Origin of the sequence: Phaeodactylibacter xiamenensis (assembly GCF_000759025.1) — a bacterium.
Taxonomy (GTDB): domain Bacteria; phylum Bacteroidota; class Bacteroidia; order Chitinophagales; family Saprospiraceae; genus Phaeodactylibacter; species Phaeodactylibacter xiamenensis.
In genome coordinates, this window is the sequence record NZ_JPOS01000006.1 from 1 (window position 1) to 15,497 (window position 15,497).

The 15,497-nt window shown below is 53.6% G+C and carries 9 protein-coding genes and 2 pseudogenes; 8 read left to right on the forward strand and 3 right to left on the reverse strand.

Translation table 11 applies throughout. The features are described from left to right. Both IX84_RS33225 and IX84_RS02230 read left to right on the forward strand, forming a co-directional pair. A pseudogene (locus tag IX84_RS33225) lies at positions 1-391 on the forward strand (hypothetical protein); the annotation flags it as partial. Between the two features lie 63 nt (positions 392-454). Beyond that, positions 455-2,020 (forward strand): T9SS type A sorting domain-containing protein, encoded by a 1,566-nt coding sequence (locus IX84_RS02230; protein ID WP_044216222.1) that lies wholly within the window; start codon positions 455-457, stop codon positions 2,018-2,020. 8 nt (positions 2,021-2,028) lie between these two features. On the opposite strand, the gene IX84_RS33230 is transcribed toward IX84_RS02230, so the two are convergent. After that, the gene (locus IX84_RS33230; RefSeq protein WP_160213623.1) at positions 2,029-2,184 is read right to left on the reverse strand and encodes a cyclodeaminase/cyclohydrolase family protein; all 156 of its coding nucleotides are present in this window, start codon (positions 2,182-2,184) and stop codon (positions 2,029-2,031) included. Between the two features lie 252 nt (positions 2,185-2,436). Here IX84_RS33230 and IX84_RS02235 point away from each other — a divergent pair, with 252 nt between their 5' ends. The 3 genes and pseudogenes from IX84_RS02235 (at position 2,437) to IX84_RS02240 (ending at position 5,220) form a co-directional block, all read left to right on the forward strand. Then, the gene (locus tag IX84_RS02235) at positions 2,437-2,943 is read left to right on the forward strand and encodes a T9SS type A sorting domain-containing protein (RefSeq protein WP_044216224.1); all 507 of its coding nucleotides are present in this window, start codon (positions 2,437-2,439) and stop codon (positions 2,941-2,943) included. Positions 2,944-3,039: 96 nt separating this feature from the next. Beyond that, positions 3,040-3,909 (forward strand): annotated as a pseudogene (locus IX84_RS34470) (YCF48-related protein); the annotation flags it as partial. Positions 3,910-3,978: 69 nt separating this feature from the next. Beyond that, complete coding sequence (locus tag IX84_RS02240) at positions 3,979-5,220, forward strand: T9SS type A sorting domain-containing protein (RefSeq protein WP_238578219.1); 1,242 nt, start codon at positions 3,979-3,981, stop codon at positions 5,218-5,220. A 617-nt stretch (positions 5,221-5,837) separates the two neighbouring features. Here the strand turns inward: IX84_RS02240 and IX84_RS02245 are convergent. Next, positions 5,838-7,514, reverse strand: coding sequence for a gliding motility-associated C-terminal domain-containing protein (locus IX84_RS02245; RefSeq protein ID WP_044216235.1), 1,677 nt, complete (start codon positions 7,512-7,514; stop codon positions 5,838-5,840). 92 nt (positions 7,515-7,606) lie between these two features. Here IX84_RS02245 and IX84_RS02250 point away from each other — a divergent pair, with 92 nt between their 5' ends. After that, positions 7,607-8,911, forward strand: a complete 1,305-nt coding sequence (locus tag IX84_RS02250) for a flavin-containing monooxygenase (RefSeq protein WP_044216236.1) — start codon at positions 7,607-7,609, stop codon at positions 8,909-8,911. Here the strand turns inward: IX84_RS02250 and IX84_RS02255 are convergent. Further along, positions 8,871-9,422 (reverse strand): 2OG-Fe(II) oxygenase family protein, encoded by a 552-nt coding sequence (locus IX84_RS02255; protein ID WP_152604886.1) that lies wholly within the window; start codon positions 9,420-9,422, stop codon positions 8,871-8,873. The two genes, IX84_RS02250 and IX84_RS02255, sit on opposite strands and share 41 nt — an antisense overlap. A 28-nt stretch (positions 9,423-9,450) precedes the next feature. Between IX84_RS02255 and IX84_RS30575 the strand changes: the two genes are divergently transcribed. Beyond that, positions 9,451-12,426 carry a M1 family metallopeptidase gene (locus tag IX84_RS30575; RefSeq protein WP_052515697.1) on the forward strand — a complete coding sequence of 992 codons (2,976 nt, stop codon included), beginning with the start codon at positions 9,451-9,453 and terminating at the stop codon, positions 12,424-12,426. A gap of 23 nt (positions 12,427-12,449) precedes the next feature. After that, a complete protein-coding gene (locus tag IX84_RS30580) occupies positions 12,450-15,482 on the forward strand; it encodes a M1 family metallopeptidase (protein ID WP_052515698.1) in 3,033 nt (1,010 codons plus the stop codon). Positions 15,483-15,497 lie beyond the last annotated feature (15 nt).

Consider the following 15,497-nt stretch of genomic DNA (forward strand, 5'->3'; position numbering starts at 1 on the left):
CCGCGCGGCGGCCTTCGCCCGTGGCCTGCTCAATACCTTCTACGGCTACGACTACCGCATTGTACCGCAGTCGCCAAATGTGCAGGGGCTCTATACCCTGCCCGGCAGCGGGCCTGCCACGCAGCCGCAGGAACGGGCACAGCCCTTATCGGCACTGCCCAACCCCGCCCGGGAGCAGGTCGCTTTCCGATACCAATTGCCGGACCCGCAGCAGCCTGCACAGTTGCTGATTTACGATATGCAGGGCAAGCATGCCGCTACGCTACGCTGTGGCCTAGGTACCGTCCAGCAAATTTGGCAAACTGCTGGATACCAACGCGGGCTGTACTATTGCATCCTACAGCAGGGGGGCTACCGCTCTCCCGCATTGAAAGTACTGCTGATTGACTAACTATTCTATAGCGCCGGTTTTAGTAAGGCTGCTAAAACCGGCGCTCCAAATTTCCCCTCTATTATGAAAAACTTTCTTTGGCACCTGTTACTGATATTGTGCAGCACTACATTTGCACAAACCACTACTTTTAACAAAAGAATAGATACAGGATACCCTTTTCTGAATATCACAGAAGTTTTGCCTACTGATAGCTGCTACTATGCTACAGGAGTAATTACCCATGAAACAGATAGTATCTTTTCTGTTGGCCATCTTTTTTTAAAACTTAGCCTTGAAGGAGAAATCCTATGGCACAAAAAGCTCGGCACCCCACAGAAATCCTATGAATCCTGGGGGTCAGGCCTTTTTTCAACGGATGAATCCAGTTTCGTTACCATGGGGATTACTAAAGATTCAATCCCCAAAATCGCGCTCATTAAATACAATGGAAATGGGGACACTATATTCACGAAAGAGTACATCAACCCTTTCTATCCGGAAGAATCTTTTATCTCCGCAGCACAAAATGTCAGCCCTTATAAAAACGATGAGATTTCACTTATTTCAGGGATTGATGCCGATCCAGATGGGGGCAATTCCGAGATATACTGGCTACGCCTGAACGCAGCAGGGGAAATAATAAATAGTTTTATTTACGCCGCACCGGAGCACAATACCCCTGAATCACAAACCATAGATGAAAATGGGAATATCACCATAGGCGCCTTTAGCCATAACATCGGCCAAGTCAACCAAAATTTCACCTGCCAGGCTCAAATCCTACAGATAGACAGTTTAGGCAACCAAAAATGGCTGTACAAGACCCCAGCTAACCAGCTTTTTAGCTCCGCACGCTCCCTCCTCCCCACCCCCGACGGCAGCCTCATCGTCGGAACCGGTAAAGGCGTGGAGACGGCCATCAACAGCAGCAGCGGCCGCGTAGACTGGAACCCCTGCTTCTTCAAGCTCAATGCCGATAGGCAGATGGAGTGGACCAGGGGGTTTAGGGGCGAATTCCCGTGGACTAACTTCTCCATGGTCAAAATCGTTGAGGCTACAGACCAAAGCGGGTACCTTGGCATCAGTTGGACCGCAGAGACGGAGTCTATTGGAGAGCTTAGGAAAGGCACCTGGCTCATGAAGGCCTCCCCACAAGGCGACAGCCTTTGGGTGCGCTACTTCACGCTTTTTGATGAGGAACCGCTTGCCCCCGAGCCCATGGACCTCAAAGCCACCCCCGATGGCGGCTACATCGTCTGCGGCGCTATCGACCCGCCCGATGACGGGGGCGTCCACCCATTGCGCTACGGCTGGCTCCTCAAGCTCGATGAGCACGGCTGCCTCGTGCCCGGCTGCCACCTGCCCAACAGCACCGCGCCGGAGCCCGGCACACCGCCACAGCTCGCCCTCTTCCCCAACCCCGCCCGCGATTTTATCAACTTTGAGCTGCGCGGTGCCCGCCCTGCCCCCGATGGGGTGTTCCGCATACTTGATGTGCAGGGGCAGCTTTTGCAGACTATCCCGGCACAGGAAGCCTTGGGTACGGTAGTCGTGCCCGTGCACGATTGGGCGGCGGGGGCGTATGTGGTGCAGTACCTGGAAGGCGGGCAGCTCAGGGCAACGGAGCAGTTCTTGAAGGTGGAGTGATAACCACATCACCCCACATGCCGCTCCACCAGCCCAATTACTTCCTGCTCCAGGGCATCCGCCCTCGCAGCTATAGATTGAGCCGCTGAGAGTTTGGCTTCCACCCAGGCTTTGTCCTCGATATCACCGGCATTGATGCGGACATTGAGCCAGGCACCGTGCACAGCTGCTCTTCCTGCGCATTTTTTTGGGAGCGCTCTCTTCCCTAAAGAAATACATCACGCTATATTTGATTGGTAAAATCAGCTCGTCCGGTATTTTTCACAACCCCAAACAAAGCTAAACCAAACGTTAATTAACCTAAACTTATTCCGCCGGAATTGGCACTATGTCGTTTTTTGCCTACATTGTAATCACAGCGCGTTCCAGCTGCTTGCTCAAATGCGCTCTTTGTAACTAAAATCCCTTCACACTTTATGCAAAATCTATCTTCCATTTATCCCCCCGCGTTAAGTATTATTGCCTTATCCTTTGATAAACTCGTAAGCGGCAGTGCAGATTTATCCGGGTTTAGCCTTGATACTGCTGCACTACAGCCCATTGCTTATATGGCAGACGGGACGAAGCAAAAGATCACGCTTTCCATCCGTTCCGGGGGGAAGCTGGGCAATGGTTTCTTGCAGCAATCGGATAACACTCCGCTGGAAGAAAGCAACGAACAGAAATCAGCATTAGGTGCACAAGTGTTGGTTTCCCCTAACCCTTTCAGTCAAAAGCTGCTGATCGACCTTGGGAGTACTCCTTCAGGCGCACAAACCTCAGTTACTATTTTCAACAGTATTGGCCAGCAGGTCTGGCAATGGCAGGGCTCAGCAGATGGAACACTCGAGGCTTCCACTTCAACCTGGCCGGATGGCGTGTACTACTATCAGGTAAAGATAGGTGAAGACTTGACTTCTGGCAAGGTTATTAAAGGCCAATAAAACTTTAATATAATTTAATTGCCCAGCCCCACGGCACATGCGGGGCTGGGTATATATCCTTTTATTATGCGTACCATATTCCTCACTTTACTGATAATGGCCAGCATAAACAAGGGCAAAAGCCAATGCTGGGAAATCATTTACGATGGAGGTAATAATATTGTTTTTACAAACCTTGAAGTCTTAAATGACTCCGCATTTTGGGTAGTTGCCACACTTGTAGAACAAGGGCAAAGCCTAGGGCTAAGAACAGAAGACAAAGGGGACTCTTGGAGCATCGTGACTTGGCCAAGCTCCATTTCTCACCCATATTCCATTGAACTCATTAATCAGAACTCCGCTTTTATTGGGTCCTTTAAAAATAGCGTATATAAAACAGAAGACAAGGGCTGGTCATGGGATGACGTAGACCTCCCCCAAGAGGGAGGGGGGACTGTAATCCGTTACATTGTTTTTAACAACGAAAACGAGGGGTGGCTAACTGTTGACAAAGGCTCTATTTTTCATACTCAAGATGGAGGGGCAAATTGGGTAGAAAAAGGAAACAATGTAGAATATGGAATTCCTTCTTTCAGAGGTTTTCAGGCTGTAACGGATAGTGTCCTCTATTTTTATGGCTGGCATGCATTCAGCAGCGCTAATTCAGCCCGAATATGGAAAACTATCAACAAGGGGGATACATGGAATACTTTGAATTTAGGACTACCTACAAGTGAACTGGATTTCTTCTTTCTAGATCAAAACACTGGATGGATTCCATGCCAAAACAACACAATCTGTAAAACAATGGATGGAGGGGATACTTGGTCAGAATATACAGTTACAGACAACTCTGAAACTTACGGTTTCACAACCCAATTTACTAGCAATAGTATAGGCTGGGTAGGAGGATGGATAGCTGATTCTCCCAATTTTTTAATCCCGTTTATTGCGTACAGCGGCGACGGGGGCGAAACCTGGGCAAGGCAACATTTATCAATTGATACGTCTTATGTTTTTGACTATGAAAACGACAATAGAATAAGAGAACTCCAAATGGTCAACGACACACTGGGTTACGCTATATCAGGCAGAAGGCGTATCTACCGCTACCGCGGGCGCGCTGCCGAATGCGGGCCTGCCCCCGTATTGCTCGGCACTAACGCCTTGTCCCCCAGCTTCTCCTGGGCTGCCGCCGAAGGCTGCTTCGATGGGTACTATTTCCAAATAGGCAGCAGCCCAGGGGAGGATGACCTCCTGCCTCCAACTGATGTCGGGCTCGACACCTTTTTCCACGCTACGGCACCGCTCCCTGAAAACACCACCGCATACGCCACTGTGCGCCCCTATAACCACCAATTTGGGCCAGCACAAAGCTGCGAGTCTACCGTTTTCCTAACCCCGGACTGCCCTCCAGCCCCTGTCGTCATCGATACCGGCTACTGTGCAGGCAGTCCATTGCTGTGGGGGGACAGCCTCATTAATGCGCCCGGCACCTATACCTTCCCTGCACAGGCGCTAACGGGCTGCGACAGCACCACCGTGCTCAAAGTAGAAGCCTATGCCCCGGATACCAGCTTAATCGATACTTTTTTCTGTAGTGGCAGCGATGGGCTGCTCTGGGGGGACAGCCTGTTGCCACAGCCAGGGACATATATCTTTGCCTACCTCAATGCACAGGGCTGTGACAGTACCGTACAGGTTTCACTAGCCCTTACCAACAGCAGCTTAAGCGCCATAGACACCTTCTTTTGCGAAGGGGAAGCCTTTTGGTGGGGCGATACCCTACTGCCCGGGCCGGGCCTGCACACCCTCGCCTACCGCTCCGCAGAGGGCTGTGACAGTACCCTGCAAGTCACGCTCCAAGCCCGGAACAATAGCTATGTTGAGCTGGACACTGCTCTTGTGCCAGGAGCTGTTTTCATGGGCAGCGCCTTCTATACGGACACTACTTTCACGCAGTTGCACCCTGCCGCTAACGGCTGCGACAGCCTCACCACCATCCACATAGAGATCATCTCCAATACCAGAGCTGCAGCCCAGCCTTCGCCCTGGCGTTGTTACCCTAACCCTGCCCGGGACCTCCTCTGGGCGGAAGGGCCTTCACCTAATGCCCGGCTACAGTTATGGTCTGCCGGAGGGCAGCGGGTTGGGCTTCCCAAGCATAGCCCCCCTACGCCTGAAGGGGCAGGGCGGTACAGGTATGCTTACAACATCTCCCATTTGCCGCCGGGGTTGTACTGGCTGCAGATCACCTGGGAGAGTGGGACAGCTTTGGAGAAGGTGGTGAAGATGTAATAGCCTGGTACGACCAGGGCGCTGACCTGGCTAGTGCGACTAGACCGAAATAGTTGACAGTCTTTTCACGCTTGAGCGCTTACTAGCGTTGGGCGTTAACTGTCAAGTATCTACGGCTCAATCCACTAGAAATATATTATATAGATTGCCCGTTATTTAATACTTGACAGACCACTAAATGCTCCGGGGCGTTGTAGGGCTCAAATGCCTTTAGCTTGCCCTGGCCCGCCTCGTACTGCAGGCCGCCTACATCAAAAAACACTTTCAGCAGCCGGATTTGGGGAATTTGGATGGGATGGAGTTGTAATTATACTGACGATTAAGTGGTTTGCCACAGCAAACCTACTCAATGCTTGCCCGTGTCTCCTCACTTGTGGGCTTTGGCCACTGGAGACTATACTTAAAGGCAGGAGGGTCAGCATTTACGCTGGGAAGTGGCTCGCGCTTGCCCTGACAAGCTGCGCTTCGTCAGTGGCCGATGTCGCAAATCCAAGATCCCAGACGATGAATGTCTGGATCAACGACCCAGACGATGAATGTCTGGATAGTGACCCGACATTTATCGTTCCCCGTGCTGGCCGTCAGCGCCAGTAGGTGACCACTTCGTATTGCGTATATCACCGTACCAACGTCACATCCCCCTGCAAAGTCTGCACTGCTTCCTGCCGCTCTACCTGATACTGCATGAGGTAGAAATAGACCTCTGTGGGCGCAGGCTCTCCGTCCTGTTCGCCATCCCAGGGCAGGGCGGCGTCTGAAGTTTCATAGACGAGATTGCCCCAGCGGTTGTAAATGCGCAGCAGAAAGTTTAGGAAGACCGGTTCTTCACAGTCACTCAGCGGGCCAAAGGTATCGTTGGTGTTGTCGCCGTTTGGGGTGAAGGTATTGGGCAGCGCAATCATACAGATACTGGTGTCACAGTCTATGGTCGCAATGGCGATGGTATCCGCAACCGTCTCGCAGGCTGTGCTGATAGTCAGGGCGTACAGGCTGTCCAGACCCACTTCGATCTCCGTGGCCGTATCGCCCGTAGACCAGGCGTAGTCTGCATCGGGGAATTCCGGGACGGAAAGCGTTGCCGGTTCATCTTCGCAAAGGGTCAGGGTGTCCTGCTCAAAGGCGAATTCGAGTGGCTGTGTAGCAAAAATATGGTCGGAAAAGTTGGGCAGGCCGGAATAGGGGATATCCTCACTACCCGGCAGCATATAAACATCCGGCATAAACAGAGGCTCCTGTGTATCGGGGCATTCCAAAATGGATAGGGTTGGCCCATCGCTCAGAAAAAAATCGCGCTCCAGTAAGTAAATATTACCATCCACCGCCATTTGCATTTGACCGGTCAGGCGTTTGTCCGGTAGGTTGACGATTATTGAACGGCTGTCTTCCACCTCCTCCGATTCCAAATCGTACTGCACCATTACGCGGCCAGCGGGTGTGTTTTCCACAAAATAGAGAAATTGGCTACTTGGCGAGAAAGAAGCGGCGTCCCGGCTGTGGTCGGGCATAGGCGTCAGGTCGATGATATTGGCCGTATCAATTTGCCCGGTGGCATTATCGAAGGGGAAAACGGTGCCCGCACAGTGCAGCCACTGCCCGTTGGGCGAGATATCGAGCTGTCCCGTAATCGTGCCGTCAAAGGGGAAAGCCAGCGTATCCGTAACACCTTCGCTTGTAAGAGGGAAAACCAGGAGCTGATTGTTCTCGGGAACGGCATCCACAATAACGACCCAGTAGTCGGTCCCATTTTGGTGAATAGTGCCCGTGAGGCCTTCGAAAGCGGGTACGTACACCCGTTGGTCGGCTACCGTGACGCCGCCCAGCCCGCCATTGAGCGCCATATCTACCTCAAAGTAGGATAAGCCCCGACCCTGCGGCTGCCCCGGCACGCTACCGCCAATGTCAAACTCCACTTCTTCCATCGTGAACAGGTAGTACACCTCATCTGCCCCCGGCTTTGGCAGTATCAGGGCGGACTGCGCTGCACTGAACCCACCGCCTTCGGTGCCGCCCATATCGTACATAAATTCATTGTTACGGTTCCAGATTTTCCCGGAGGTCTGCCCAGATTGCTCCGGGTCCCGGCCACCCCCATTGGTGTAGAAGAGCACATTGCCCTCCGCATCGGAGACAATAGCGCAGCCTTCAAAGGTTTCCATAGCACCTCCAGGCACCTGTACGGGATTGCCACCGGAGAAGTCCAGCCCGGCAGCTGCACCAAAGTACCAGACCGTACCTGCATTCTGGGCAGAGAGCAACAATGGGGACAACAGAAAAAAGCAGAGTAGTTGTTTCATGGTCATTTTCGCGTTTATGGCCACAAAGCTACGGTATATTCCCGTTGCACTCTTCGAATTCTGCTTATATTAACCGTCAAAAATCAGGCAATATGCCAAAAAGTGTAGCGATTATCGGGGCGGGCTGTTCGGGCCTGGCCGCCATTAAGAATATGCAGGATGCCGGTCTGACGGACATCACCTGCTACGAGAAGAACGATCAAATCGGCGGCAACTGGGTCTTCACCGCCGGGGAGTCCCACTCCAGCGTTTGCGAAACCACCCACATCATTTCTTCAAAAGAACTTTCTGCTTTTGAGGGCTTCCCTATGCCCAGCCACTATCCGGACTATCCTTCGCATAAGCAGGTACTGGCTTATTTTCAGGATTATGCAAGGGCGTTCAATCTGGAACAGTACATACAATTCAATACGGCTGTTGAACAAGCGGTTGAGCTTCCTAACCACCGGTGGCAACTCACCCTTAGCGATGGCACCGAACGCACCTTTGACTACCTCCTGGTCGCCAACGGACACCACTCCGTACCCCGCTGGCCCGATATACCGGGTACTTTTACCGGAGAGTATATGCATTCCCACAGCTTCAAGACCAATAGCCCCTTTGCGGGAAAGCGGGTGCTGGTCATCGGGGCGGGCAACTCGGGTTGCGACTGTGCCGTGGAAGCCAGCCGGGTCGCCGAATCCACGGCCATCAGCCTGCGCCGCCCCACTTACATCATCCCTAAATTTCTCATGGGGAAGCCCACCGATACGTATAACGCTTTGCTACAGCGTATTCCAGGTTTCCTTCGGGCGCCCATACAAAAGCTCAGCCTTCAATTACAAATCGGCAAATATGAGCGCTACGGGCTGAAGACCCCCGAATACCCGATCACAGCTGCTCACCCCACCCTCAACTCGGAACTCCTTTACCGCATCCGGCACGGGCGGGTAAGCCCCAAAGCCGGTGTGGAGCGCTTTGAAGACCAAACTGTCCACTTTTCTGATGGCAGCAGCGCGGAATTTGATACGGTCATTGCCGCAACTGGATACAAAATTGCCTTTCCCTTTTTCGAGCCGGGGCTGTTTGACTTTGAAGATGCCTACCGCATTCCGCTCTACCTGCGCATGATGGCGCCCGGGCACCCCAACGTCTTTTTCATTGGGCTGGTGCAGCCGCAAGGGTGCATCTGGCCCTTGTCTGACTTACAGGCCCAACTGACGGCCTTGCACATCACAGACAGGTGGCCGTTGCCGGACAATCTGGAACAACTTGCAGAAGCCGAGTGCGATGAAATCGAGCAGGAGTTCAAACAAGCCCGGCGACACAGCCTGGAGGTTCATTTCCACCCCTTCGCCGAAAAAATCCGGGCGCAAATCAGAGCCGCCGCAGGTAAGCGACCTGCCGTACCTGTATAGGAAAAGAGTTGACCTCGGGGATGTCCTCCCCTTCGAAGGTTTGGTTGCCGGTAGTACGGATGGCTTCGAGTTTCCCGGAGATGATTTCGTAGGTCATCACGCCCTCTTTTACTTCAGCTGTACTCAGCAATAAGCTGCCCATCACATCAAACCGGCTGTACATTTTGCCATTGAGCAGATATACATCCATTTCAATGGTGTTTTGCTCATCGATTTTATACCAGCCCATTTCCGGGCGGACCGGCTTAAGCAGATAATCCCGAAGCCCTTCTTCTTTATCCGCTCCGTAGATGATACTGTAGGTGTAAAAGGAGTCTCTGGGCAGAATGTGCAGTTCCATCGGCAACTCCTGCTGCTTGCCCTGCAGGCTGTAGATTTCCAATGTGCCTCCCCATTTCCCAATCCATTCCTGAGGCAGCCCCAGGCTATCTGACGTATCCTGAGCGGCAAGCGGCTGACAAAACGCGAGGAACAATAAAACAGTACTGATTGATTTCGCTATCTTCATCATTCATTATTTAATGCCCACAAGATAACGTATGCGTCTCAACTTCCTGATCCCAATCCTGCTCGTTGGTACTTTTAGCAGTGCTGCTCAGGCCCCCTACTTCCAACAGCAGGCCGACTACCGCATTGATGTCCGCCTCGATGATCAGGCGCATGTACTGCAAGGGCACCTCAACCTCATTTACCACAATAATGCCCCGAAAGCACTCGACACCCTCTACTTCCACCTCTGGCCCAATGCCTACCGCAATCAGCAAACTGCTTACGCAAAGCAGGCCCGGCGCATGGGCGAGACGGACTTCCACTTTGCCCGTAAAGATCAGCTCGGCGGCATAGACTCCCTCAGCTTCACCGCGGATGGCGAGGCCGTAACCTGGAGCTACCACCCCGAGCATATTGATATTGCCATTCTGGTGCTTCCCCAGTCGCTGCCCCCGGATGCACAGGTGGAAATCAACACCCCATTCCGGGTGGATTTGCCCTATATCTTCTCCCGCCTCGGCCATGTGGACCAAAGCTACTCCATCACACAGTGGTATCCCAAGCCTGCCGTGTATGACAACGAAGGCTGGCACCCCATGCCCTACCTCGATATGGGCGAGTTTTATTCGGAATTTGGCAACTACGAAGTCAGCATCACCCTGCCGGAAAACTATCAGGTGGGCGCCACCGGTACTTTACAAAATGAGGCCGAGCGCCAACGCCTGCTCGCACTCAGCCGGCAGCCGCTTCCTGAGGATGCAAACAGGGCTTTTCCACCTTCCGCAAAAGCATTCAAAACCCTGATGTACACGGCCGAAAATGTGCACGACTTCGCCTGGTTTGCCGACAAGCGCTTTCAGGTGCGCCACGATACAGCTACCCTGCCTTCCGGCAAAACCGTGGAGGCCTGGGCGTTTTTCGCAGCCGAAGATCAGGACTACTGGGACAAAGGGGCCTTCTACGTCAAACGGGCACTGGAGTTTTACTCCGAAAAGGTTGGGGAATACCCCTATCCGCAAGCTACGGCCGTGCAGACTACCCTGGGCGCAGGCGGCGGCATGGAGTACCCTATGGTCACCAATATTGGCGGGGGGGGCAGTGCCGAGTCGCTGGACATGGTCATCACGCATGAGGTAGGGCACAACTGGTTCTATGGCATCCTCGCCTCCAATGAGCGCGACCACGCCTGGATGGATGAGGGGCTGAATAGTTATTATGAAGAGCGTTACCGACAGGCGTTTTACCCTCAACCGGAAAGGCAGCTACCCCGGCTGTTGATGGGCAACTCCGGTATTCCTGAAGAAGAGCTGCCCTATCTGATTCAGGCCCGGCGCGGGCAGGATCAGGCTCCCGATACTCCCGCAGAGGCATTCAATCCGGTCAATTACTACATTGGGGCCTACCAAAAGCCGGCACAGAGCTTTCGGCTGCTGGAAGGTTTTCTCGGCAAGCCCACCTTCGATCAGGCCATGCAAGCCTACTATAAAACCTGGCAATTCCGGCATCCGAAGCCCGGAGATTTACGAAAAGTGTTGGAAGCCGAGAGCCAAACCGAACTAAGCTGGCTGTTCGACGGGCTGATTGGCTCCAATGCAAAGGTGCGCTATAAGATAAAAAGCATCTCCTCCACCGGTCGGTCTATCAGCCTGACTGTGCGGAACAATGGGCAAAGTGCACCGCCCCTGCCCATAGGGTTAGGCACGCGGCGGGAAAGCATCAGTCAGATTATCTGGAAAGAAGGATTCACCGGTACCAAGACTTTCAGGTTGCCCAACCGCGGTAAGGGGCTGATGCTCGACCCGGAACGGCGCATCCCCATGTACAACCGCAGGCGTACCGCTAACTTTGCCCGGCCATTCCACTTCAAGTGGCTGGCAGGTGTACCCGATGATGAGCGCCCTACGCTTTTCTGGAGCCCCCTGCCGGGGTATAACTATTACGACCAGAGTATGGCGGGGCTGTTGTTGCATAATGTCTCCCCACTCGCCCAGAAGCTGGAGTGGATGGTGATGCCATTTTACAGTACTAAAGGCCAAACAATTGTGGGCCTACTTGGATTACGGTATAACTTTTTTCACTTGAACAACAAATGGCTACAACGTACCTCCTTTGCAATCAATGCACGTCAGTTTGGCCATCAGCCAGCAAATGAATTCATAGGCGTACCCATGTACCAGCGCCTGGCTATATCCGCAAGCCTCAACAGTAAACCACTGGGCCAACGCGGTCTTACGCTCAATTTCAAACCTGAAATTATCTTTCTGGATACCGAAGCCTCACAAATCGATCCTGATTTTGGCTGGTTTGCTCCAGGTCACACTACCGGAAGCGGCTTTTACAGGTTCAGCTTCGAGGCCGTGCAGAAACAGGCTGTCCGTCCATTCAGGCTTTCAGTAATTCACGATGGTGACTGGCGTACCAACCGGCTACACCTCTCCTTTGAGCAAACCCTGCCCTACTGCCGCACCGCAGCGGTTGATTACCGTTTTTTTGCAGGGTACCGCTGGTCCGAGACGACAAGCCCTTTCCTGTCTCTGAACCTCATACCTGCCGCTGGGAACGACTTCTTTTACGATGAGCTCTACATTGACCGGCAAAATTATGCACGGCAGGTCATTCAACAAACCTATACCCGGGAAGGTGGATTCCGGTCCATACCTCCACCGAGATTCTTCCGGTCCACCCCTCCAACACGATTCCACTCGTTTGGACAAAGCAACCACTACATTCTAAGCCTCAATCTGAAAGCCGGACTGCCCCGTAAAATGGCATTCGGTATCCCCATCAAGCCTTACTTTGACATCGGAATTTATGATCCTGAAGGGGAAACGGCTGAGCCGCTCGTCTGGAGTGGTGGTGTTATGCTGGATATTGCCGATGAGACCCTGGCGATCTACTGCCCGCTTGTCTTTTCGGGCAACTATGACGAAGCCCTGCAAAGATGGAGTTTTGGAGAACGCATCTCCTTCCAGATTAATTTACTGCGGCTCAACCCCATGAACCTTTCAGGAATTGACCTATTTTAGCAGTCCACTTGAATACTGAAGCTATGAAAAAAATAATCGTGCTCTTCGCCCTGCTGTGGTGTACTCTGCTGCAAGCCCAGTCCCCCTACTTCCAACAGCAGGCCGACTACCGCATTGATGTCCGCCTCGATGATCAGGCGCATGTACTGCAAGGGCACCTCAACCTCATTTACCACAATAATGCCCCGGAAGCCCTCGACACCCTCTACTTCCACCTCTGGCCTAATGCTTACCGCAATCAGCAAACCGCTTACGCGAAGCAGGCCCGGCGCATGGGCGAGACAGACTTCCACTTTGCCCGTAGAGATCAGCTCGGCGGCATAGACTCCCTCAGCTTCACCGCGGATGGCGAGGCCGTAACCTGGAGCTACCACCCCGAGCATATTGATATTGCCATTCTGGTGCTTCCCCAGTCGCTGCCCCCGGATGCACAGGTGGAAATCAACACCCCATTCCGGGTGGATTTGCCCTATATCTTCTCCCGCCTCGGCCATGTGGACCAAAGCTACTCCATCACACAGTGGTATCCCAAGCCTGCCGTGTATGACAACGAAGGCTGGCACCCCATGCCCTACCTCGATATGGGCGAGTTTTATTCGGAATTTGGCAACTACGAAGTCAGCATCACCCTGCCGGCAAACTATCAGGTGGGCGCCACCGGCACTTTGCAAAATGAGGCCGAGCGCCAACGCCTGCTCGCACTCAGCCGGCAGCCGCTTCCTGAGGATGCAAACAGGGCTTTTCCACCTTCCGCAAAAGCATTCAAAACCCTGATGTACACGGCCGAAAATGTGCACGACTTCGCCTGGTTTGCCGACAAGCGCTTTCAGGTGCGCCACGATACAGCTACCCTGCCTTCCGGCAAAATCGTGGAGGCCTGGGCGTTTTTCGCAGCCGAAGACCAGGACTACTGGGACAAAGGGGCCTTCTACGTCAAGCGAGCACTGGAGTTTTACTCCGAAAAGGTTGGGGAATACCCCTATCCGCAAGCTACGGCCGTGCAGACTACCCTGGGCGCAGGTGGCGGCATGGAGTACCCTATGGTCACCAATATTGGCGGGGTGGGCAGTGCCGAGTCGCTGGACATGGTCATCACGCACGAGGTGGGGCACAACTGGTTCTACGGTATCCTGGCCTCCAATGAGCGCGACCACGCCTGGATGGACGAGGGGCTGAACAGTTATTATGAAGAGCGATATGCCCAAACCTACTACGCAGACAGCGAAGGCGAAGGTGTTCTTGAGTACCTACTGCGCAGCACCCCCATGAATGAGCGGGAGTTTGGCTACCTTTTCCAGGCCCGCCGACACCTGCATCAACCTCCGGAAACCCATTCCGATGCGTTCAAGCCTATCAACTACCTCGTAAGCGCGTACATTTTGCCACCACTGGCTCTGGATTTGCTGGAAGGCTACGCAGGCACTCAAGCCCTGGACAGCGCTATGCATGCTTACTACCAAAAGTGGCAGTTCCGGCATCCGCAGCCCGGGGATTTGCAGCAGTCATTGGAGGAAGCCCTGGAGCAAGACCTGGACTGGCTATTTGCAGGGCTGATAGGAAGCAAAGGGCACATCGACTATGCCATTACGAAGGTTGAAAATCAAAGTCAGTCGTACCGGGTGGAAGTCGCCAACCGTGGCACTATTGAAAGCCCGGTTGCGCTGTCCATTGTAAAGGGTGATACGGTGGTGGCCACGACATGGTCCAAAGGCTTTAGCGGCAAGCGTATGCTGCGCATTGATAAAACAGCCGGCGATTTGCTGGTCATTGATGCGGAGCGGCATGCCCCGGAGCTCTACCGCCGCAACAACTACTACCGGCTGGATGGCCCGCTGAAAGGGATCCGACGCCCGGATTTCACCTTCCTTCCCGCAGCCACCAATGACACCCGTGGCAATATCCTTTGGAGCCCCGCCCTGGGCTGGAACAACTATGACAAGCTCATGGCGGGCCTCGTGCTGAGTAACCACACCCTGCCCGAACAGCGGCTGGAATGGCGGGCAGCGCCCATGTATGGCTTTGGTAGCCGTGATCTAACTGGCCTGGGGGCGCTGCATTACAATATTTATCCCCGAAAGCAGCGCTCACTGCACCGCATACGCCTGGGCATCACCGGGCAGCGCTTCCATACCGATATCCTTTCCCGCTTCAATGAGGAGGAGCCTATCGGTTACGAGCGCCTTCAGCCTTACCTGCGCTTTGATTTTGCGCCCGACCCCACAGACAATACCTACGCCCGCCTTCAATTGCGCGGCATTTGGTTGCGGTCGGAGACCCTGGACTTCCGAAGCCCTACCGAACCGCTGGCAAGAGACTATGAGACGCAGTGGCTGCAGGAGGCCCGGTTCACCTATGAGCAACGCCGGAAAATCAATCCCTATCAGTGGTCCGCTGCTTTGGAGCATCAGGCCTTTGAGAATGTCTTGGGAGCCGATGACCGCTATGTGAAAGCCGCTTTTGAGATCGACTGGAACTTCAATTACAGTAAGCGGGAGGCGGTGCACCTCCGTGTGTTTGCCGGCTACTTTTTGTACAGCACTTTCCGGGAATCGCAGGTGGTTAGCCCGGTCGCTTTCAACCTATCCTCTAACGGAGGGAACGATTACCGCTTCGACGATCTCTACCTGGGCAGAAATGAGACAGAAGGCATCTGGTCACAGCAGATTAGCCGCAGAGACGGTGGGTTCAAGGTGCCGTTGCCTCACAATCCAGGACTGGGCCGCAGCAATAACTTCATCCTTGCCGCCAATTTCAAAGCAGACCTGCCCAGTCAGGCGATGCTGGGGATCCCGCTCAAACCCTATCTGGATATCGGCTACTTTAGTGACCAGCATTCCATTGGAGGCGACCCTTCTTTTTCCGATCAATTCATGTGGAACGGAGGCCTGATGCTGGAACTGTTTGACGAGCGCCTGGCGGTCTATTTCCCGCTCATTAGCTCTAAGAATATCGCTGATCAGCTTGAGGAGCGGGGCAATTACTTCACCCGCATCGGATTTCAGCTGGACCTACAGCGGATGAACCCCTGGAAGATGCTGGACCGGCAGGAGCTGTAGCAAAAATACCCATTG